20 protein-coding genes are annotated in these 19,418 nt (G+C 68.3%); 19 read left to right on the forward strand and 1 reads right to left on the reverse strand.

Features of this window, described 5'->3' with window-relative positions; translation table 11 throughout:
- Nucleotides 1–52 precede the first annotated feature (52 nt).
- From dnaK to ACFPJ1_RS09615, 12 genes are all read left to right on the forward strand, one after another.
- Nucleotides 53–1,927, forward strand: coding sequence for a molecular chaperone DnaK (gene dnaK / locus ACFPJ1_RS09560; RefSeq protein WP_380103093.1), 1,875 nt, complete (start codon nt 53–55; stop codon nt 1,925–1,927).
- A 5-nt stretch (nt 1,928–1,932) separates the two neighbouring features.
- Nucleotides 1,933–2,430: a nucleotide exchange factor GrpE gene (locus tag ACFPJ1_RS09565; RefSeq protein ID WP_380103094.1), complete on the forward strand. Its 498-nt coding sequence runs from the start codon at nt 1,933–1,935 to the stop codon at nt 2,428–2,430.
- Nucleotides 2,430–3,377 carry a DnaJ C-terminal domain-containing protein gene (locus ACFPJ1_RS09570; RefSeq protein ID WP_380103096.1) on the forward strand — a complete coding sequence of 316 codons (948 nt, stop codon included), beginning with the start codon at nt 2,430–2,432 and terminating at the stop codon, nt 3,375–3,377. Before ACFPJ1_RS09565 ends, ACFPJ1_RS09570 begins: the two co-directional genes overlap by 1 nt.
- Complete coding sequence (locus ACFPJ1_RS09575; protein WP_380103097.1) at nt 3,377–3,685, forward strand: chaperone modulator CbpM; 309 nt, start codon at nt 3,377–3,379, stop codon at nt 3,683–3,685. Before ACFPJ1_RS09570 ends, ACFPJ1_RS09575 begins: the two co-directional genes overlap by 1 nt.
- On the forward strand, nt 3,676–6,303 hold the full coding sequence (clpB, locus tag ACFPJ1_RS09580; RefSeq protein ID WP_380103098.1) for an ATP-dependent chaperone ClpB: 2,628 nt from the start codon (nt 3,676–3,678) through the stop codon (nt 6,301–6,303). Before ACFPJ1_RS09575 ends, clpB begins: the two co-directional genes overlap by 10 nt.
- The gene (gene trxC, locus ACFPJ1_RS09585; RefSeq protein ID WP_380103099.1) at nt 6,300–6,734 is read left to right on the forward strand and encodes a thioredoxin TrxC; all 435 of its coding nucleotides are present in this window, start codon (nt 6,300–6,302) and stop codon (nt 6,732–6,734) included. The genes clpB and trxC overlap by 4 nt, the downstream gene beginning before the upstream one ends.
- A gap of 22 nt (nt 6,735–6,756) precedes the next feature.
- Nucleotides 6,757–8,373, forward strand: coding sequence for an FAD-dependent oxidoreductase (locus tag ACFPJ1_RS09590; RefSeq protein ID WP_380103100.1), 1,617 nt, complete (start codon nt 6,757–6,759; stop codon nt 8,371–8,373).
- A gap of 178 nt (nt 8,374–8,551) precedes the next feature.
- A complete protein-coding gene (locus tag ACFPJ1_RS09595; protein WP_380103101.1) occupies nt 8,552–9,106 on the forward strand; it encodes a hemerythrin domain-containing protein in 555 nt (184 codons plus the stop codon).
- Nucleotides 9,107–9,380: 274 nt separating this feature from the next.
- Complete coding sequence (locus ACFPJ1_RS09600; protein WP_380103102.1) at nt 9,381–10,058, forward strand: BON domain-containing protein; 678 nt, start codon at nt 9,381–9,383, stop codon at nt 10,056–10,058.
- A 341-nt stretch (nt 10,059–10,399) separates the two neighbouring features.
- On the forward strand, nt 10,400–10,609 hold the full coding sequence (locus ACFPJ1_RS09605) for a thioredoxin family protein (RefSeq protein ID WP_380103104.1): 210 nt from the start codon (nt 10,400–10,402) through the stop codon (nt 10,607–10,609).
- Nucleotides 10,606–10,869: a UBP-type zinc finger domain-containing protein gene (locus tag ACFPJ1_RS09610; RefSeq protein ID WP_380103105.1), complete on the forward strand. Its 264-nt coding sequence runs from the start codon at nt 10,606–10,608 to the stop codon at nt 10,867–10,869. The genes ACFPJ1_RS09605 and ACFPJ1_RS09610 overlap by 4 nt, the downstream gene beginning before the upstream one ends.
- The gene (locus ACFPJ1_RS09615) at nt 10,866–11,072 is read left to right on the forward strand and encodes a cyclic nucleotide-binding domain-containing protein (protein ID WP_380103106.1); all 207 of its coding nucleotides are present in this window, start codon (nt 10,866–10,868) and stop codon (nt 11,070–11,072) included. Before ACFPJ1_RS09610 ends, ACFPJ1_RS09615 begins: the two co-directional genes overlap by 4 nt.
- Nucleotides 11,073–11,230: 158 nt before the next feature.
- Here the strand turns inward: ACFPJ1_RS09615 and ACFPJ1_RS09620 are convergent, their stop codons facing one another.
- Nucleotides 11,231–13,105 carry a glycoside hydrolase family 15 protein gene (locus ACFPJ1_RS09620; RefSeq protein WP_380103107.1) on the reverse strand — a complete coding sequence of 625 codons (1,875 nt, stop codon included), beginning with the start codon at nt 13,103–13,105 and terminating at the stop codon, nt 11,231–11,233.
- Nucleotides 13,106–13,434: 329 nt separating this feature from the next.
- Here ACFPJ1_RS09620 and ACFPJ1_RS09625 point away from each other — a divergent pair, with 329 nt between their 5' ends.
- The 7 genes from ACFPJ1_RS09625 to ACFPJ1_RS09655 all read left to right on the forward strand — a co-directional run bounded on the left by ACFPJ1_RS09625 (nt 13,435) and on the right by ACFPJ1_RS09655 (nt 19,400).
- The gene (locus tag ACFPJ1_RS09625) at nt 13,435–13,890 is read left to right on the forward strand and encodes an Hsp20/alpha crystallin family protein (RefSeq protein ID WP_380103108.1); all 456 of its coding nucleotides are present in this window, start codon (nt 13,435–13,437) and stop codon (nt 13,888–13,890) included.
- 120 nt (nt 13,891–14,010) lie between these two features.
- Nucleotides 14,011–14,325, forward strand: a complete 315-nt coding sequence (locus ACFPJ1_RS09630; protein ID WP_380103109.1) for an Hsp70 family protein — start codon at nt 14,011–14,013, stop codon at nt 14,323–14,325.
- A gap of 4 nt (nt 14,326–14,329) precedes the next feature.
- Nucleotides 14,330–15,259, forward strand: coding sequence for a DnaJ C-terminal domain-containing protein (locus tag ACFPJ1_RS09635; RefSeq protein WP_380103110.1), 930 nt, complete (start codon nt 14,330–14,332; stop codon nt 15,257–15,259).
- A 15-nt stretch (nt 15,260–15,274) separates the two neighbouring features.
- Entirely contained in the window at nt 15,275–15,553 is a 279-nt protein-coding gene (locus ACFPJ1_RS09640) for a thioredoxin family protein (RefSeq protein ID WP_380103111.1), read from the forward strand.
- A gap of 216 nt (nt 15,554–15,769) precedes the next feature.
- Nucleotides 15,770–17,095, forward strand: a complete 1,326-nt coding sequence (locus ACFPJ1_RS09645; protein ID WP_380103112.1) for an NAD(P)/FAD-dependent oxidoreductase — start codon at nt 15,770–15,772, stop codon at nt 17,093–17,095.
- A 606-nt stretch (nt 17,096–17,701) separates the two neighbouring features.
- Complete coding sequence (locus ACFPJ1_RS09650; RefSeq protein WP_380103114.1) at nt 17,702–18,856, forward strand: baeRF10 domain-containing protein; 1,155 nt, start codon at nt 17,702–17,704, stop codon at nt 18,854–18,856.
- A 334-nt stretch (nt 18,857–19,190) separates the two neighbouring features.
- A complete protein-coding gene (locus ACFPJ1_RS09655) occupies nt 19,191–19,400 on the forward strand; it encodes a UBP-type zinc finger domain-containing protein (RefSeq protein ID WP_380103115.1) in 210 nt (69 codons plus the stop codon).
- Nucleotides 19,401–19,418 lie beyond the last annotated feature (18 nt).

Here is a 19,418-nt window from a genome sequence, read left to right on the forward strand (position 1 = left end):
GGCGTATCCGCGACAAGTCGCACGCAGGCCCGGAGCACACAGGAGGCAGACCATGGCCAAGGCCGTCGGCATCGACCTGGGCACGACCAACTCAGTGATCGCGGCGATGGAGGGCGGCCAGCCAACGGTCGTCCCCAACGCCGAAGGAGCCCGGACCACCCCTTCCGTGGTGGCGTTCACGGACTCCGGTGAACGACTGGTCGGCCAACTGGCCCGCCGTCAGTCCGTACTCAACCCCAAGGGCACCATCACCTCGGCGAAACGGTTCATCGGCCGCAGGTTCGACGAGGTCTCGTCCGAGCTCTCCGCCGTCTCGTACGACGTGGTCGCCGGGCCGGACGGGGCCGTCAGGTTCAAGATCCGGGACAAGCTGCACGCCCCGGAGGAGATCTCCGCGCTGGTGCTGCGCAAACTCGTCGAGGACGCCGGGAAGTTCCTCGGGGAGAAGGTGACCGAGGCCGTCATCACCGTGCCGGCGTACTTCAACGACGCGCAACGCCAGGCCACCAAGGACGCGGGCCGCATCGCGGGCCTGGAGGTGCTGCGGATCATCAACGAGCCGACCGCGGCGGCACTCGCCTACGGCATGGACAAGCTGGAGAACGAGACGATTCTGGTCTTCGACCTCGGCGGCGGCACCTTCGACGTCAGCGTGCTCACGGTCGGCGACGGGATAGTCGAGGTCCGGGCCACAGCCGGTGACTCGCATCTGGGCGGCGACGACTTCGACCGCCGGGTCGTCGACTACCTGGCCGACGAGTTCAAGAAGGAGACCGGCGTCGACCTGCGGCAGGATCCACAGGCGTTGCAGCGGCTCTTCGAGGCCGCCGAGAAGGCCAAGGTCGAGCTCTCGTCGGTCACCCAGACGACGATCAGCCTGCCGTTCATCACCGCGAACGCGCAGGGCCCACAGCACCTCAACACCACGCTGATGCGGTCCACCTTCGAGCAGTTGACCGCCGACCTGATCGATCGGTGCCTGGGGCCGGTGGAGCAGGCGATGGCCGATGCCAAGATGACCGCGAACGACATCGACGAGGTGATCCTGGTCGGCGGCTCGACCCGGATCCCGGCAGTGCAGGCCTTGGTCCGCCGGATGACCGGTGGCAAGGACCCGAATATGACCGTGAACCCGGACGAGGTTGTCGCCATCGGTGCCGCCGTCCAGGCCGCGATCATCAAGGGTGAGGTCAAGGACGTGCTGCTGCTCGACGTCACCCCGCTGTCGCTGGGGCTGGAGACGATGGGCGGCGTGATGACGAAGGTGATCGAACGCAACACCACCATCCCGGCCCGCCGGACCGAGATCTTCACTACCGCCGAGGACAACCAGACCGCGGTGGACGTGGTGGTCCTGCAGGGCGAGCGGGAATTGGCTGCGGACAACCGGGTGCTGGCCCGCTTCCGGCTGGAGAACATCCGCCCGGCGCCGCGCGGCGTACCGCAGATCGAGGTCACCTTCGACATCGATGCGAACGGCATCCTGCATGTGGCCGCCAAGGACAAAGACACTGGCGCGGAGCAGAAGGTCACCATCAGCGAGACCTCCAACCTGGACCAGTCCGAGGTCGAACGGATGGTCGCCGACGCCGAGGCACACCGCAGCGAGGACAGTCGGCTGCGTGAGCTGGTCGATGCGCGCAACATGCTGGACTCGGCCGCCTATCAGGTGGACAAGTTGCTCGCCGACCGAGGCGATGCGGTGGCCGAGCACGACCGGGCCCGGGCCGAGATGCTGGTCGGCGACGCGCGCGAGGCGCTGAAGGATCAGGAAACGCCGCTGGAGCGGCTGCGTTCGCTGACCGGTGAGCTGCAGCAGGTCGCGCAGGCGCTGAGTTCGAGCACGCCGCCGCAGGACTCCACCGGTACACCGCCGGCGGGTGGTGGCGATGACGACGTCATCGACGCCGAGTTCTCGGAGACCTGATCGGGATGGCCGATCAGGAGGCCAACACTGGTACGGCGCCGCCGCCAGTCGAGGAGGCTCTGGAGGAAGCCCGCGAGAAGGCCGCCGAGATGGAGGACAGGTGGCGGCGCACGGCGGCCGAGCTGGACAATTTCCGGAAGCGGGTTGCGCGGGAGTCCGGCCAGCAGCGGGAGACTGAACGTGCCCTGGTCGCCGCCAGTTGGCTGCCGGTCGTCGACAACCTGGAGTTGGCGCTGGAGCACGCCGACTCCGAGTACGACGCGCTCGTCGCAGGTATCCGGGCCGTGCGGGACCAGGCCCTCGCAGTACTGGCCGGACTCGGCTACCCCCGGTTCGACGACAGCGGGAAACCCTTCGACCCGGCGCTGCACGAGGCGGTCGGCACGACGCCCACCCCTGAGGTACCAGCCGGCACGATCGTGCACGTCGTCCGGCCCCGGTATGGCGACGGGGCGCAGGTGCTTCGTCCGGGTGCCGTGGTGGTCGCCGCGGAGGAGAGCTGATGCCTGCCGGGGACTTCTACGAGATCCTCGGGGTCTCCCGGGACGCGAGCGCCGACGAGATCCAGAACGCCTACCGCCGGCTGGCCCGCCAGTACCACCCGGACGTCAACAAGCACCCTGACGCGGAGGAACGGTTCAAGCAGATCTCCGAGGCTTACGACGTACTGTCCGATCCACAGCAGCGCAAGCGGTACGACGCATTCGGCGAGGACTTCCGCCGGGTGCCTCCGGACGTCGACCCCGACACGTACGCCCGTTCCCGCGCCGGTGCCGGCCGCACCGGGGGCGGGCGGGCCTGGGAAAGCACCTGGCAGACCGAAGGCGGCCAGTTCGATGCCGAGGGCATCGATCTGGACGACCTGCTCGGCGGGATGTTCGGCGGGCGAACCCGGCGCGGCTGGGGCCGGATCCCGGGCTCGGACCAGGAGGTCGAGCTGGAGCTGACCGTCGAGGAGGCCTACCGGGGCGGCAACCGGAAGCTGACCTTGCGCGGTCCGACGGGTGCGGACCGGACGATCGACGTCAAGATCCCGGCCGGCGTGGTGAACGGTCAGCGGATCCGGCTCGGCGCGCAGGGCGGCCAGGGCACCGGTGGTGCGCCTGCCGGAGACCTGTATCTGGTGGTCCGAATCGCAGATCATCCGCGGTACCGGGTGTCGGGCCGTGATCTCACCGTCGACCTGCCGCTCGCCGCCTGGGAGGGCGCGCTGGGGGCGTCGGTGCCGGTCGAGACCCCTGGTGGTGAGGCGACGGTGAAGGTGCCGAAGGGCAGTTCGACCGGACGCAGGCTGCGGCTCAAGGGCCGCGGTCTGCCGAACCCCCGCGGGACGCCGGGCGACCTGTACGCCGAGGTCAGGCTGATGGTGCCCGAGAGGCTCACCCGCGAGGAGAAGCGCCTGTTCGAGGAGCTGGCCGGTACGTCGAAGTTCGACCCGAGGAGGCGGTGATGAGCTATCCGTTGACCAGGCCCACCCGGTTCGCGCTGGAGGACTTCGCCCGGTTGGCCGGCATACATCCGGAACTGCTGAGGCGGTTCGTCGCCCTCGGGTTACTCGAGGCAACGACCGGCGGCACCGGTGAGTTGTGGTTCAGCCCGTCGCAGCTGGGCCGGGTGGCCCGGCTCCAGCGGCTGCGAGCCGGGTTCGCCCTGAACTACGCGGCGCTGGGTCTGGTGATGGACCTGCTGGACCGGATCGCCGTACTGGAGGCGGAGCGCAGGCGTTTCGCCGGAAGAGGAGCCAGGACATGGATATGAACCGGCTGACGCAGAAGTCGCAGGAGGCTCTGCACGACGCTCAGACGAAGGCCTTGCGGTTCGGGCACAGTCAGATCGACGGCGAGCACTTGCTGCTGGCGCTGCTGGAGCAACCGGACGGTCTGGCCCCGAGGCTGCTGGCTCAGGCCGGTGCGGATCCGGACGTGCTGCGGGACAGACTGGAAGAGGAGCTGTCCCGCCGTCCCAAGGTCAGCGGTCCGGGCGCGGAGCCCGGCCAGGTGTTGATCACCCAGAGGTTGTCCCGGCTTCTTGACGCCGCGGACCGGGAGGCCAAGCGACTCAAGGACGAGTACGTCTCGATCGAGCATCTGGTGATCGCTTTGCTGGATGAGGGGCGGCAGAGCACCTCCGGGCGGCTGCTCGCCGAGCAGGGGTTGTCCCGCGACGGGTTCCTCTCGGCGCTGACCGCCGTCCGGGGGAACCAACGGGTCACCTCGGCGATGCCGGAAGCGTCGTACGAGGCGTTGGAGAAGTACGGCCGGGACCTGGTCAAGGATGCGTCGGAGGGCAGGCTTGATCCGGTCATCGGCCGGGACAACGAGATCCGCCGAGTTGTGCAGATCCTGTCCCGCAAGACCAAGAACAACCCCGTGCTGATCGGCGACCCGGGCGTCGGCAAGACCGCGATCGTCGAAGGACTCGCGCAACGGATCGCCAACGGCGACGTACCGGAGGGGTTGCGGGACCGGATTGTGTTTGCGCTGGACATGGCTTCGCTGGTTGCCGGGGCCAAGTACCGCGGCGAGTTCGAGGAGCGGTTCAAGGCCGTGCTCAACGAGGTGAAGGCGGCCGAGGGCCGGATCCTGTTGTTCGTCGACGAGTTGCACACAGTGGTGGGCGCGGGTGCGACCGAAGGGGCGATGGACGCGGGCAACATGCTGAAGCCGATGCTGGCCCGCGGTGAGCTGCACATGATCGGCGCCACCACGCTGGACGAGTATCGGATGCACGTCGAGAAGGACGCGGCCCTGGAACGCCGGTTCCAACCGGTGATCGTGGACGAGCCGACGGTCGAGGATGCGATCTCGATCCTGCGCGGATTGCGTGAGCGGCTCGAGGTCTTCCACGGTGTGAAGATCCAGGACGCGGCGATAGTCGCAGCCGTAGTGCTCAGCCACCGCTACATCTCCGACCGGTTCCTGCCGGACAAGGCCATTGACCTGGTGGACGAGGCGTGCGCGATGCTGCGGACCGAGATCGACTCGATGCCGGCCGAGCTGGACGAGCTGACCCGGCGGGTGCGCCGGCTGGAGATCGAGGAGGCCGCGCTGGCCAAGGAGGAGGATGCCGCCAGCCGGCAGCGGCTGGACGAACTGCGCAAGGAACTGGCCGATCTACGGGCCGAGGCTGACGCGATGCACGCGCAGTGGGAGGCGGAACGGCAGGCGCTGCGCAAGGTGCAGACGCTGCGGCAGGAGATGGAGCAGGTCCGGCAGGAGGCAGAGCAGGCCGAGCGCGACTACGACCTGAACCGGGCAGCCGAACTGCGGCACGGCCGACTACCGGAGCTCGAACGTCAGCTCGCGGCCGAGGAGGAACGACTGGCCAACAAGCAGCACGGTCACCGGCTGTTACGCGAGGTCGTGACCGAGGAAGAGATCGCCTTGATCGTGTCGCGGTGGACCGGCATCCCGGTCAGCCGTCTGCAGGAGGGCGAACGGGAGAAGCTGCTGCGGTTGGACGAGGTGCTGCACGAGCGGCTGGTCGGGCAGGACGAGGCGGTCCAGCTGGTGGCGGATGCGATCATCCGGGCCCGTTCGGGGATCAAAGACCCGCGCCGGCCGATCGGCTCGTTCATCTTCCTGGGCCCGACCGGGGTGGGGAAGACCGAGCTGGCCAAGACGCTCGCGGCGGCGCTGTTCGACACAGAGGAGAACATCGTCCGGATCGACATGAGTGAGTACCAGGAGCGGCACACGGTGAGCCGGCTGGTGGGGGCGCCACCCGGGTACGTCGGCTACGAGGAGGGCGGCCAGCTGACCGAGGCCGTCCGGCGCAAGCCGTACTCCGTGGTGCTGTTCGACGAGATCGAGAAGGCGCACCCGGACGTCTTCAACACGTTGCTGCAGATCCTCGACGACGGCCGGCTGACCGACGCCCAGGGCCGCACAGTGGACATGCGCAATACCGTGATCATCATGACGTCGAACATCGGCTCGGCGTACCTGCTGGATGGAGTGACCGCGGACGGGCAGGTCAAGGAGGACGCGCGGGATGCCGTGATGGACGAGCTGCGGCGGCACTTCCGGCCCGAGTTCCTCAACCGGGTGGACGAGATCGTGCTGTTCAAGCCGCTCACCATGGCCGAGATCGAGCGCATCGTCGACCTGATGTTCGACGACCTGCGCACCAGGCTGGCGGATCGCCGGATGACGCTCGAGGTCGAACCGGAGGCGGCCCGGCACATCGCCGCGCAGGGCTTCGACCCGGTCTATGGCGCCCGCCCGTTGCGGCGGTTCATCGCCCGCGAGGTGGAGACCCGGATCGGTCGCGCCCTGCTGGGCGGCGCCGTGCTGGACGGAGCGGTGATCCGGGTGACCGTCCAGGACGGCGACATCGCCGTCACGCACGAGAACCCGGTGGAGGTGGCGGCATGAAGGTCGTGACCTGTCCGAATTGTCAGCGCCGCAACCGGGTGCCCGCTGCGGCGGAGGGCATTCCCCGGTGCGGCAATTGCCAGAAGCCGCTGCCCTGGATCGTCGATGCCGGCGACAACGATTTCGCCGAGGTCGTGGAACAGGCCAGCCTGCCGGTGCTGGTCGATCTCTGGGCTCCCTGGTGCGGACCGTGCCGGATGGTCAGTCCCGTGCTCGAACAGCTCGCCACCGAGATGGCGGGGCAGATCAAACTGGTCAAGGTCAACGCCGACGAGGCGCCGGAGCTGTCCCAGCGCTTCGAGGTGAGATCCATTCCGACCCTGCTGGTGCTGCGCCGCGGGCAGGTCGTCGCGACGCAGATCGGTGCGGCGCCCGCGTCGGCCCTGCGGCCGTGGCTGGAAGGGGCGCTGGCCAAGGAGACGGCCTCGTGACCGGCGGCCCCGGAGGCTCCGGATGAAGGAGACACCCGACCTGTACGGCGCCTATCCCCGGCTGGACGAATACCAGCTGGCCGAGCTGACGCCCTTGGGTGAGCGCCGCACGACCAGTGCCGGCGAGGTGCTGCAGCAGGCGGGGGATCCGCCGGACGAGTTCATTGTCGTGCTCGACGGCACGGTCGCCATTGTGCAGCAACTGGGCCAGCAGGACCTTGTCGTCGCCGTCCACGGCCCACACCGCTTCCTCGGCGAGATCGGCACGCTGACCGGGCAGCCGCTGTTCCTCGCTGCGTTGGCACAGGAGGCGGGCGAGGTGCTGGCCGTGCCGCTCGACCGGCTGAGGGACCTGGTATCGCGGGATCCGCGGTTGGCCGACTTGATTCTGCGGGCGTTCCTGATCCGCCGGTCGCTCCAGCTCACACTCGGCGCAGGCTTCGCGATCATCGGGTCACGGTTCTCCGCCGACACCCGCCGGTTGCGCGAGTTCGCGGCGCGCAACCGGCTGCCACATCACTGGATCGACCTGGAGACCGACGCGGAGGCCGAGCGCCTGCTTCGCGAACTCGGCATCGAACGGGATGAAACCCCAGTGGTGATCTGGCGGGGTGAGGTGCTGCGGAACCCGGACAACGAACGCTTGGCCGCCGCGGTCGGGCTCCGCCGTGCGACGCCGGTGCAGTCGGTGTGCGACCTGATCGTGGTCGGCGCGGGTCCAGCCGGTCTCGCTGCCGCGGTGTACGGCGCGTCAGAAGGTCTGGCGACCGTGGTTCTGGAGTCCGTGGCCACCGGCGGCCAGGCGGGCACATCGTCGAGGATCGAGAACTACCTCGGCTTCCCGGCGGGCATCAGCGGCGCCGAACTGGCCGACCGCGCCGAGATTCAGGCCAGACGCTTCGGCGCCGAACTCACCGTGCCCGCCACCGCCGTCGCATTGGAGGAGCGGGACGGGCACCACGTAGTGCTGCTGGACAACGAAGCGCGCATCAGCAGCCGGGCGGTGCTGGTCGCCTCCGGCGTCCGCTACCGAAAACTTGACCTGCCCGGACTGGACGCCGTCAGTTCGACGAGCGTGTACTACGCGGCGACCGAGCTGGAGGCGAACCTGTGCCGGAAAGACCCGGTGGTGATCGTCGGTGGCGGCAACTCCGCCGGACAGGCCGCGGTGTTCCTCGCCCAGCACGCGGCCGAGGTGCTGCTCGTTGTCCGGAGCAACGAACTCGGCCAGGACATGTCCCGTTACCTGGCCGACCGGATCGAGCGGAGCGAGGGGATCATCGTGCTGGCGCACAGTGAACTGCGCGAGGCCCACGGTGAACGGGCGCTGGAGGAAGTCGTGGTGGAAGACCTGAAGACGGGCGAGCGCCACGTCGAGCCGGCAAAGGCCCTGTTCGTTTTCATCGGCGGCCTCCCGCACGTCCGCTGGCTGGGCGACCAGATCCTGTCCGACGATCGGGGGTACGTCCTGACGGGCAGCCAGCTGCCGGGCGAGCGGCCGCTGCTCGAGACCAGTAGGGCCGGAGTCTTCGCCGCCGGCGACGTCCGCAGCGGGTCGGTGAAACGGGTGGCCGCCGCTGTGGGAGACGGCGCCCTCGCCATACGCATGGTTCACGAGCACCTCGGCCGTTCTCGGTGAGGACTTCTGCTCTGTGTCTGCTCCGTCAGAGGTTGGCCAACTGCGGTCAGGGACGAGAACTGTTGGGTGGTGAAATCCGCGTCAGAGGCCGGATCGGGGAGTTCAGCGCCCTACCGGCCGAGTACTCCATGCGGTGGCAGGCGAGGTGCGCGGACAACCGCAGCAGGGAGGAACGGGCATGACCAAGGACCTGATCGATCTCGTCAAGCAGGACCACCGGGAGATCGCGCGGCTGCTCGACCAGCTCGACCGGTACCGGCACCGCCGGCCGATGCTGCGCCCGGTGTTGTCCGCCCTACTGGTCGCGCACGACCGCGCCGAGGAGGACGTGGTCTACCCACGGGCACGGGACGCCGGTGACGTGGAGGGAATCGGCCGTGGTCAGCGCGAACACCTCCGCACCGAAGACCTGCTCGTCAGGCTGGGAGGCGTCGACCCGGACGACGCGGTCTTCGACAGCATACTGACCGACCTGGCCGACGAGGCCGACCACCACTTCCGGCACGAGGAGACCGAGATCCTGCCCACCCTGCGCGATCGGCTCGCAGAGGATCAGCTCGTCGAGCTCGCGGAGACGTTCATCCACAGCCGGGAGCGCCACTTCGGCGAACGCCCCGGCGAGCGCCGGCTGACCGACCTGCGGCAGCAAGCCGCCAGCATCGGCCTGGCCGACTTCGCCGACCTGGCGGAGAACGACCTCGCAGACCTCCTCCGCAAACTCGCCGACGAGTGAGTCAGCCCGCGCCTTCATGTTCCAGAACCGCAAGGAGGCAAGGCAAGAGCACGTCCCCAGGGCAACCGTGCGGACTACGCAGTCCGGGGATGCTTGCCTGCCGTACAGGTGGAACCGTTCCGAAGGGCCGCCGACTCCGACAAGCGCTCACCGTCGACGTTTGCCAAGGTGTGATCCGCCGGTAGAGCGAACGAGTAGGAGCGAAGGTCGAACCTGATCGGTCGGCATACGTCCGCACATCATCAGAACGAGACCGGGTAGGAGGGAGTAACCAATGGGGACAGCAACGGCAACGGTAAGCGATGAGGAGATCCAGCGGGAGGTCCTGGAGGAGCTTGAGTGGGACGCCCGCGTCCAGCCCAACGAGATCGGCGTCGCGGTGAAGGACGGCGTCGTGGTCCTGACGGGATGGGTGGATTCCTTCATTAAGAAGTGGGCGGCAGAGCAGGCAGCGCACAGTGTGCGTGGAGTGGCCGCAGTCGCCAACGACATCGAGCTTCGGCTCCCGAGCTCTGCCGAGCGCACCGACGCCGACATTGCAGCAGCCGCAGCCCGCGCGCTGGAATGGGATGCGTTGGTGCCGATCGAGAAACTTGACGTCACGGTATCCAGAGGTTGGGTCACTCTTCGTGGTGAAGTCGAGTGGCAGTTCCAGAAACACGACGCCGAACGGGCTGTTCGCCGCCTGTCGGGCGTGCGTGGCGTGAGCAACCTCATCAAGGTCACACCACGGGTCAAGCCATCACCGGACGAGCTGAAGAAGAGGATCGAGGATGCGCTCGTGCGCAGCGCCGAGACAGACGCCGAACGGATCACTACCGAGGTGCATGGGGACACGGTCATCCTGAAGGGAACCGTCCGCTCATGGGCTGAGAAAAAGGAGGCGGAGCGGGTGGCTTGGTCTGCGCCCGGAGTGGCCTCGGTCGACAACCAGATCACGGTGCGCTTGTAAACCAGATCACGGTGCGCTTGTAACGGTGCGCGTCTACTAGCCGCGCCGCCCTGCACCGCTCGATTTGGTGTGCCGCCGGCTCACGACAACAGCTCATCCGCTCGACGATCAGCCGGGTCAACGCCAGTCGCGAGTCGGCACCGAGTTTGCGGGAGACGTTGCGAAGGTGGAACGACACGGTGTGCGGACCGGGTACCACTCGTTCCCGGGATGTGGCCCCGCAGCCACTGCGCGACGGTGGACCCGAGCAGGCGGTCGTGAGCTATGTCGGGACGGAGCCGAGATGACAGCCGCGCCGGAGATTGTCATATGTCCGAACTCTCAGCGCCGCAACCGGGACGGTGCTCGAGACGCTGGCGACCGGGAAGGCCGGTGAGCTGAAGGTGTTGAAAATCAGCGCGGACGACGCGCCCGCAGTGTCGCAACGGTTCGAGGCCCCGGCGAACTCCACCTTGATTGTGTTGCGCGGCAGGCAGGTCGTCGCGCGGCAGGTTCGCGCCGCGCCGCGTCCGTGGCTGGACGACGCGCTGACCCGCCAGGTGGCGTCGTGAGCAGCGGCGTGGACCCGCACCTGGCGTTGGTTCGTCCGGTCGTGCCACGCACCCCGGAGGGTTGTGAGGAGTGCCTGCAGCTGCACACCGCGTGGGTGCATCTGCGGCTCTGCCTGACCTGCGGTCACGTGGGGTGCTGCGACTCCTCGCCGATGCGGCACGCCCGCGCGCACGCGGTGTTCCAAGGGCACCCGATCGTACAGTCGCTTGAGCCGGGCGAGAACTGGCGCTGGTGTTACGTCCACGAGGCCTACGCGTGACCGCGGCCGAGCCGGCCGAGACCCCTGACATGTACGGCGCCTACCCGCGGCTCGGCGAAGCCCACCTCACTGAGCTGCACAGGTACGGCACCCGTCGTACGACGCGGGCCGGCGAGGTGTTGCTGGCCGGGGACGACGTGCAGGACTTCGTCGTCATCCTGGAGGGCCGGGTCTCGGTGGTTCAGGACCGCGACCGAGCTTGAGGCGAACCTATGCCGGGGTGACCCGGTACCTCGCCGACCGGGTCGTGCAGACCCCACGCATCCAGGTGCTGCTGCACAGCGACGTCTGCGAGCTTGCTTCGTGGCCGCCGTGCGCTGGAGGAGGTGGTCATCGAGGACCTCGAGACGGAGAAGCCTACTCACCAGCCGGCGTGCTCCTCGGCCCGGATTACGGCGGTCACCGCATGGATCAGGGCAAGATGCGTGAATGCCTGCGGGAAGTTCCCGAGGTGCCGGCCGCTGAAGGCGTCGATCTCCTCGGCGTAGAGTCCCAACGGGCTGGCGCAGGACAGCACCTTCTCGCAGAGCATGCTGGCGCGGTCCAGCTCACCTATCGCAACCAGCGCGGACACCAACCAGAACGAGCAGATGGTGAAGGTGCCCTCATCACCGACCATCCCGTCGTCGGTCCGGTCGACGCGGTAGCGCAGCACCAGCTCGTCCTCGGTGAGCTCCTCGGCGATGATCAGCACGGTGGCGCGGACCCGTTCGTCGGTGCCGGGAAGGAACCCGAGCAGCGGGATCAGCAGCACCGACGCATCGAGGGCGGTGGTGCCGTAGTGCTGGACGAAGACGCCACGCTCGTCGACCGCGTGCGCCAGCACGTCAGCGCGGATCTCGTCGGCTGCCCTTCGCCACTCGGCGGCGAGCTTTACCTCGCCTCGGCCGGTCGCCAGCTGTGCGCCGCGGTCGGCCGCGACCCAGCAGGCGACCTTCGACGAGGTGAAGTGCCGCGGTGCAGCCCGAATCTCCCAGATGCCATGGTCGGGCTCTCGCCATCGTTCGAGCGCGCACTCAACCTGGGTCTTGACGATCGTCCACAGCCGGTCGTCGACCCGGTGCCGGGCGCCGGTGTAGAGGGCGATCGCGCCGACCACCGCGCCCCAGACGTCGTGCTGGTCCTGGACGTACGCCGCGTTGCCGATCCGCACCGGCCGCGAGTCGTCATACCCGGACAGGTGGTCGAGCACGGACTCGGTCAGCACCCGCTCGCCGTCGACGCCGTACATGATCTGAAGGTCGCCGCCCTCGGCCGTGGCGATGTCGGCGACGAACTGGAAGAAGTCGCCCGCCTCCCAGTCGAAGCCCAGCACGAGCAAGGCCCACAGCGTGCCGGTGGTGTCGCGCATCCAGGTGTAGCGGTAGTCCCAGTTCCGCACCCCGCCCGGCGTCTCCGGCAGCGAGGTGGTCGCCGCGGCGACGACCGCGCCAGTGGGGGCGAAGGTCAGGCCCTTGAGCGTCAGCGCGCTGCGCTGCAGATGGCCTCGCCACGGGTGGTCCGGGAACCGTCCGTTGTCCAGCCAGTGCTGCCAGTGATGGCAGGTCCAGCGCAGTCGGGCATCTGCCTCCTTGATCGTGCGTGGCGCCTGGTGCTCGCTCCACGACAACGCGACGAACCGGTCCTGGCCTTGCTTGAGCAGCGTCCGCGCGGTCGCCGTCGGCCCCTCGAACCCGACGTTGAGATCGGTCGTCAGCCGCAGGTCGCGCAGTGTGCCGTCCGCGGTCGCGACCGCCTCGTGGTAGCCCTCGCTCGAGTAGCTCCACTGCGCCTGCAGGCGGCCGTAGTCGAACACCGGGTGGCAGTCCATCCGGACCTGGACCTCTCCGGTGACGCAGCGGATCCGGCGCAGCAGCACGTGGTCCGCGTCGTAGTCGGTCGGCGACCGCCGGTGCGTGGCCGACCGCTCCGTCTCGTGATGCCACGGTCCCATCAGCAGCGCGTCGGTGACCACCAGCCAGCCGCCGGGCGTCCACCAGCTGGTCTCCAGCACCAGCGTGCCCGGGATGTAGCGCTGGGCCGACGGTACTTCGACGCCGGCCGGGCCGACGCGGAACGACCCGGCATCGCGGTCGAGGATCGCGCCGAACACGCTCGGCGAATCCATCCGCGGCAGGCACAGCCACTCCACCCCGCCGTCCGGGCCGACCAGGGCTGTCGTCTCACAGTCCGACAGGAACGCGTAGTCGCCGATCGGCGGGAACTGTCCCCGTCCTAGCACCCGCTCGCCATCCATCTGCCCAGTCTTGCCTGCCGGCCGGCCCAGCGACAGCGACTCCGGGCGTGGGCAGCCTCGGCCGGTGCCGAGCAGACGGCTCAGCGGGCCAGTCGGGCGGCGAGCTCGGCGTTGCGACGGGCGGTGACGCCGGCGCTCGCTGCACGACCGTTGCGCCTGGGCGCACAGCGGGCCGGCGCGCACCTAGAAGCGGACGAGTACGCCACCGGTCACGGTCCCCGGATCAGACGACTGCGCGGACCCGGGATGTGCTGAGCTGCTTCAGCGTCGCAGCCTTACACGTGCGGCCTGGCAATCCTGCCGGCCCGCACGAAGGAAGGGAGCAGAGCATGGCGCTGCCTGCACCACGCGCCAGAAACGATGTCGCCCGCTGGGACACGGCGAGCGAGTTCGACCGGCTCACTCAGCAGTTGTCTCAGCTGTTCCAGGAGCAGTGGCCAGAATTGCCGTCGTTGCTCGGCTCGGACGGCTTCACCCCTCTGGCCGACTTGGAGGAGACCGACGACGCCTACGTGCTGGAGGTCGAGCTGCCAGGCCTCAAGAAGAAGGACATCAACATCGACGTCGAAGACCGACGGATCGTGATCAGCGGTGAGCGCCTGGAACAGAAGCGGACTGGTTGGTTGCGCCGCCAGAACCGCTCGAGGGGGCGCTTCCGCTACGAGGTCGTCCTGCCGGATCCAGTGGATGAGGATGGCGTAGAAGCCACGCTTCACGACGGGGTTCTTCAGGTGCGAGTGCCGAAGAGTTCCACCGGTCAACGCCGCCACGTGGAGGTGAAGTAGGCGCAGCGCACCGGGCTCGGCGCCTGTCTCGTCACAGGACGGAAATGGTGGGCCGCGGGCGGAGTGGCCCGCGGTCCGCGCCCGTGCTGCTCGCCTGCGATGAATCGGGAGAAGTGATTCATGCAAAAGGTCGGCAATCACATCCACGTGAATGGGCGCTGGGTCGGGGGCTGCCCTGGTCCGCGACGGTCGCCTCCAGCTTGGACGTATCGTCTCTCGGGTGACGGGAACTTTGCTCGGGGGAGCGGCCGATCACGAGCGACGGCCGCGACCGTCGAGGCCGGTCAGCCAAAGGTGATTCCCAATGCCCAGGGGTCACGCACCACGCCGTCGGTCGTCGCGTTCACTGCGCAGGGTGAGCGTCTGGTGGGCCAACTGGCGCGGCGCCAGGCGATCTTGAACCCCAAGTGGACCATCTACTCGGCCAAGCCGTAGTCCGATGGCGGAACGTCGTGACTTCTACGAGGTGCTCGGGCTGCGACCCGACGCCACCTCTGACGAGGTCCAGCGCGCATACCGCAAGCTCGCCCGCACCTACCACCCGGACATCAACAAGGACCCGGGAGCGGAGGAGCGGTTCAAGGAGGTCTCCGAGGCCTACGACGTGCTGTCCGACCCCGAGCTTCGCAAGCGGTACGACGCGTTCGGGCACGACTTTCGCCGAGTTCCGGAGGGTGTGGACGCCGAGACGTGGGCCCGGGCGGGGACCGCGCGCGCCGGAGCACGCCCCGGCGCAGGTGAGCGGGGTTGGTTCGACGAGGATGGCATCGACTTCGACGATCTCTTCGGAGGTATGTTCGGGTCTGGTGGGTGGCGGAGGTGGGGGTCCATCCCGGGAGCGGACCAGGAGTTCGAGCTGGAACTGTCGGTCGAAGATGCGTACAACGGCGTGCATCGGTGGCTCACCATCGCGGGGCCCGAGGGAACGCGCAGCGTGGAGGTGACCATCCCTCCCGGGGTCATCGACGGTCAGCGCATCAGGCTGGCCGATCAAGGCGGGCAGGGAATCGGCGGTGGCGTCGCCGGTGACCTCTACCTGGTCGTACGCATCGCTCCACATCCCCGATACCGGGTCGAGGGACGTGACATCCACGTCCAGCTGCCGCTGACGCCATGGGAAGCAGCCCTGGGCGCCAGGGTCGCCGTGGACACGCCGGGAGGCGAGGCAAAGGTGCGAGTCCCACCAGGTACGTCGAGCGGGCGACGCCTGCGCCTACGCGGCCGCGGAATGCCGGGCCCGCCCGGCCGGAAAGGTGACCTGTACGCGGAGGTTCGCATCGTGCTGCCCAGCCGGCTGACCGACGAGGAGGAGCGCCTGTTCGAACAGCTGGCCGCCACGTCCACGTTCGATCCGCGGAGCCGGTCATGAGCAGCGCGCTCGCGCATGCCGGCGACGACAAACTTTCCGGATGTCGTGGAGAAGTCAAGGATTCCGGTCGTGGTCGACCTGTGGGCACCGTGGTGCGGCCCATGCCGAATGGTCGGTCCGGCTCTCGAGCAAGTAGCCCGCGAACTGGCGGGCACGGTAAAGCCCGTCCAGGTCACCGTGGACGAAGCATCCAAGCTCTCGGAGCATTTCAGCGTGCAGTCCGTACCGACTCTTCTGGTGATCCGCGAGGGGCGGACGGGTGGACAGACGCACGGCTCGCTGCTGCAGGCCTGACCGTGTTCTCTGGCGGCCTCACAGGGCTGTACCCCGCATCCCCGGCTTGCGGCCGGAAGCAGCCTCCGTCCCACCGAGCAAGGTCTTTCGGTCGCAAAGGATATCTGGCTAGTTGCCATCGGCTCTCGTTCATCATCGACGAGGTCAGCGAATCGGTGCACAGGACTACGTGGAGCGGGGATGCGTCACGATCTCCGTCTTGCCAGTCTCGCCGCCATGACATCAACCTCCCCACGCATCGTCATCGTCGGCGGCGGGTTCGCTGGCCTGTTCAGCGCGCGCCAGCTCCAACGCCGGCTCCGCCGTGAGGCCGAACTGCTTTTCGTGACCCCGCGAAACTTCATGACATACCAGCCTTTCCTTGCCGAAGCAGCGACCGGGACTCTTGAGCCGCGCCACGTCGTCATTCCCCTGCGCCGAGTGCTGCCCGGGGTAGAGGTGCTCAGCGCTCGGGCCACCCGAGTGGCTCACCGGGACCATTGCGTGACGGTCCAGCCGTCGGAAGGCCCTTCCTACGACGTCTCGTATGACCACCTGGTCCTCGCAGTGGGCGCTGTCACACGTCTGCCGCCCATTCCCGGCCTTGAGGAGTGCGGCATCGGCTTCAAGAGGGCCGAGGAGGCCATCGCCTTGCGCAACCACGTACTCAGCAGGCTTGACCTCGCGGAAACGACGCGTGACGCGGATGTACGCCGATGCGCCCTGACGTTCGTCGTCGTAGGAGGAGGCTTCGCGGGGATCGAGGCGCTCGGCGAACTCGAGGACATGACCCGCTCTGCCTGCCGCTACTACCGCCATGTGAGGCCAGCCGACCTCCAATGGATGCTCGTGGAGCTCACCGGACGGATCCTTCACGACGTAGGAGAGGGCGTGGGCCGCCGCGCCGCCGCAGAGCTCAGCCGACGAGGCATCGACCTGCGCCTGAACACCCGGGTGGAGTCCGCCGTCGACAGGCGGATCCGGCTCTCCGACGGCACCGAGTTCAACGCCGGCACGCTCGTGTGGACTGCAGGCGTGCAGCCGCACCCGATGCTCCGCAGTACCGACCTGCCCCTCGATGAGAAAGGGCGTGTCCGGGTCGGAACGGACCTCCGCGTCGTTGGCACGGAGGACGCGTGGAGCGCGGGCGACTGTGCCGCCGTTCCTGATCTCACGAACCGGGGAGTGCCGACCCCGCCCACGGCCCAGCACGCAGTTCGCCAGGCCCGGCACCTCGCTGACAACCTCGTCGCCGTGCTCCGCGGAGAGTCCGCACGGCCTTATGCCCACCGGTACGCCGGCTCCATCGCAAGCCTTGGCCTCCACAAGGGAGTGGCAGAGCTGTACGGCATGCAACTGGGGGGCCTACCTGCGTGGGTGTTGCACCGCACCTATCACCTGACGCAGATACCGACCATCAATCGCAAGGTTCGCATCGGGTTGGACTGGGCGCTGGCGTCACTGTTCCGTCGCGACCTGGTCTCGCTGGGTGGAGTACGCGAAACGAGCGACTCCTCCGAGGGGACGGAAGTCAGGCCACACGAGCACGCCGCCGTGCACTGACCGGCCGACGGCCCCACGTCGGCCAAGGATGGTTCGGCGTCCGCGACACACAGGGACTCGGACTACATGATCGGGGGATTTGTGGCAGCAGCCGTCCGGCGATTCTGACGGCGGCACGCGAGCACAGGGCAGGACCTGCCGGTGGCTGCGGCGTCGTCAACTGACCTGCTCCGGGTGAGCATCGGCCTCAGATCTGACGACGTTTCGGTCGTCCCGGCGCGGATCCCGCGACCGGCTGGCCGACACGACCGGCTGAGCGCAGGAACGATCGCCGGCGCAGCGGCCCGCCGGCGTTCGGCTGGGCGAGCCTCACAGGGGGCGAGCTTCGCGTCGCGCGACGGGCCGCGAACGGACTCACCAACCGCGCCGTCGCCCGCGAGTTCTCGCTGTCTCCGCACAGGTCGAGTCGCACCTGCGGCATGCCTTTCGCGGGCTCGACATCCGATCCTGGGTGGAGCTGACCTGCGTCGTCCTCACTTTGAACCATCGACCGGCGAATGATCGAGCCGCGAACTACGTGTTTCGGGGATCCTCGGTCGTGCGGTCGCGAGCGAGGATTGCCGCACTGCCGAAACCGCGGCAGGCTCGGCCTTGGGGGTGGAGGCGATGGTCACAGCCGAGACGGTCGACCGTGTTCTGCGCTTCGACTCAGGCGGCATACCGGTGCTGTCGGTCTACGTCGGCGTGGACGAAGGCCCTGGGTCCCGTAGTGCCGTCCGGACGCGCCTGTCCTCACTGATGCACGACATCCGCCCGCTCACCGAGGACCGTTCGCTCGGACACGAGGCGCGGCTGTCGTTGCGGAACGACATCAACCGGATCGAAGACACGGTACGGGACGACTTCGTGGTTCCAGGCACCCTCGTGACGTTCGCCTGCAGCGCCGCGGGATTGTTCGAGGAGCTCCGGTTGCCCCGGACGGTCAGTGATCGTGTCGTCGTCGACCTGACACCGTGGGTGCGGCCGATGGTGGCCGTGCTCGACGAGTACCACAGAACCTGTGTCGCCGCCGTCGACCGGGCGACGGCACGACTCTGGGAGCTCTACCTCGGCGAGATGCATCCGGTCGGGAACGTTCGTGCGCGAACGTTGCGCAAACCGGACTTCTCGGGCTGGCACGGGTTGGTCGAGCATCGGGTGCGGAACAAGGCGGACACGTTGACCCGACGTCATTTCCACCAGGTCGCAACCTTGCTGGACGACCTGTTCCGTGCGGAGGGGTACGAACTCCTGATCGTCGGGGGGCATCCGGAGGACGTGCCCGGTTTCCTCCAGTTCCTCCCGAAGGCCATCCGGCCGAAGGTCGCCGGGACGTTCGACATCGACGAGGCGACCGGCAGGGAGGCTGAGATCCGGCGGACCGCCGAGGGCATCGTCGATCGCTACGAACGTGAGGAGGAGCGGCGGTTGGTCGCCGAAGTGATGGAGCGGGTGGCGGTCGGGGACGCGGCCGCGGCCGGTCTGGGTCAATGCCTGTGGGCCGGCTCTGCGGCCGCCGTTCAGCTCCTGCTGGTGCAGGACGGCGCCACCGCGCCGGGAGTGGTGTGCGACGAGTCCGGGTGGCTGGCGACGGCGGGGGAGACCTGCCCGCTGTGCGGCATGCGGACGCGACGGACACCCGACGTGATCGACGAGCTGGTGGAGGCGGTCATGGCGGCCGGCGGTTCGATCGAGCATGTTCTGGCGGACACGACATTGAAGCAGCACATGGTCGCCGCGTCGCTGCGCTTCCCTTTGCCGCCGGTGCCGGGGGCGGGCTGAGCATGGTGGCGCGGCCGACGGACGTCGTACTGGTCGTCGAGAGAAGTGATCCAGTGCCTACGCGGTCGCGGGATGCAGCCGGATGTGCTCGCGACGATGAAGTTGCCCGGGCAATTCCGAGAGATCCCCGAGCTAGGAGTGGAGTCATGGACCGGCACGCTGGTTCCGGCCACTTCATGCGCAGCTCGACGAGTTCGCCGAACGGCTGACGACGATCGGCGTCGCTGCGGACGCCCGGGTGGAGACCGTGGCGAAAGACGACCCCCTTCGTTCGGCAGCTTTGCCGGCGGCTTCGTCGAGAGCACGCAGGTAGCGTCGCTGAACAGCCCTAGCCATGCACGCGTCCATCCGGCTCGGCCGGGTCGCCGGCATCGCCTGGGTGCACCTGCGGCTGTGCCTGACGTGCGGGCACGTCGGTTGCTGCGACTCCTCGCCGATGCGGCACGCCCGTGCCCATGCGGCGTCGCACACGCATCCGATCGTGCAGTCGTTCGAGCCAGGCGAGAACTGGCGTTGGTGCTACGCCCACGAGGCGTACGTGTGATGTCCGCGCCCGAACAGC

It is taken from the genome of Kribbella qitaiheensis (assembly GCF_042657745.1).
In the GTDB taxonomy this organism is placed as follows: Bacteria; Actinomycetota; Actinomycetes; order Propionibacteriales; family Kribbellaceae; genus Kribbella; species Kribbella qitaiheensis.

Coding starts and splice junctions, on each gene's coding strand:
- clpB (WP_380103098.1), top strand. CDS start 3,676: ATGGATATGAACCGGCTGACGCAGAAGTCGCAGGAGGCTCTGCACGAC.
- ACFPJ1_RS09650 (WP_380103114.1), top strand. CDS start 17,702: ATGGTCACAGCCGAGACGGTCGACCGTGTTCTGCGCTTCGACTCAGGC.
- ACFPJ1_RS09595 (WP_380103101.1), top strand. CDS start 8,552: ATGACCAAGGACCTGATCGATCTCGTCAAGCAGGACCACCGGGAGATC.
- ACFPJ1_RS09620 (WP_380103107.1), bottom strand. CDS start 13,105: ATGGATGGCGAGCGGGTGCTAGGACGGGGACAGTTCCCGCCGATCGGC.
- ACFPJ1_RS09570 (WP_380103096.1), top strand. CDS start 2,430: ATGCCTGCCGGGGACTTCTACGAGATCCTCGGGGTCTCCCGGGACGCG.
- ACFPJ1_RS09575 (WP_380103097.1), top strand. CDS start 3,377: ATGAGCTATCCGTTGACCAGGCCCACCCGGTTCGCGCTGGAGGACTTC.
- ACFPJ1_RS09590 (WP_380103100.1), top strand. CDS start 6,757: ATGAAGGAGACACCCGACCTGTACGGCGCCTATCCCCGGCTGGACGAA.
- ACFPJ1_RS09645 (WP_380103112.1), top strand. CDS start 15,770: ATGACATCAACCTCCCCACGCATCGTCATCGTCGGCGGCGGGTTCGCT.
- ACFPJ1_RS09635 (WP_380103110.1), top strand. CDS start 14,330: ATGGCGGAACGTCGTGACTTCTACGAGGTGCTCGGGCTGCGACCCGAC.
- ACFPJ1_RS09625 (WP_380103108.1), top strand. CDS start 13,435: ATGGCGCTGCCTGCACCACGCGCCAGAAACGATGTCGCCCGCTGGGAC.
- ACFPJ1_RS09640 (WP_380103111.1), top strand. CDS start 15,275: ATGCCGGCGACGACAAACTTTCCGGATGTCGTGGAGAAGTCAAGGATT.
- dnaK (WP_380103093.1), top strand. CDS start 53: ATGGCCAAGGCCGTCGGCATCGACCTGGGCACGACCAACTCAGTGATC.
- ACFPJ1_RS09630 (WP_380103109.1), top strand. CDS start 14,011: ATGCAAAAGGTCGGCAATCACATCCACGTGAATGGGCGCTGGGTCGGG.
- trxC (WP_380103099.1), top strand. CDS start 6,300: ATGAAGGTCGTGACCTGTCCGAATTGTCAGCGCCGCAACCGGGTGCCC.
- ACFPJ1_RS09565 (WP_380103094.1), top strand. CDS start 1,933: ATGGCCGATCAGGAGGCCAACACTGGTACGGCGCCGCCGCCAGTCGAG.
- ACFPJ1_RS09655 (WP_380103115.1), top strand. CDS start 19,191: ATGCACGCGTCCATCCGGCTCGGCCGGGTCGCCGGCATCGCCTGGGTG.
- ACFPJ1_RS09600 (WP_380103102.1), top strand. CDS start 9,381: ATGGGGACAGCAACGGCAACGGTAAGCGATGAGGAGATCCAGCGGGAG.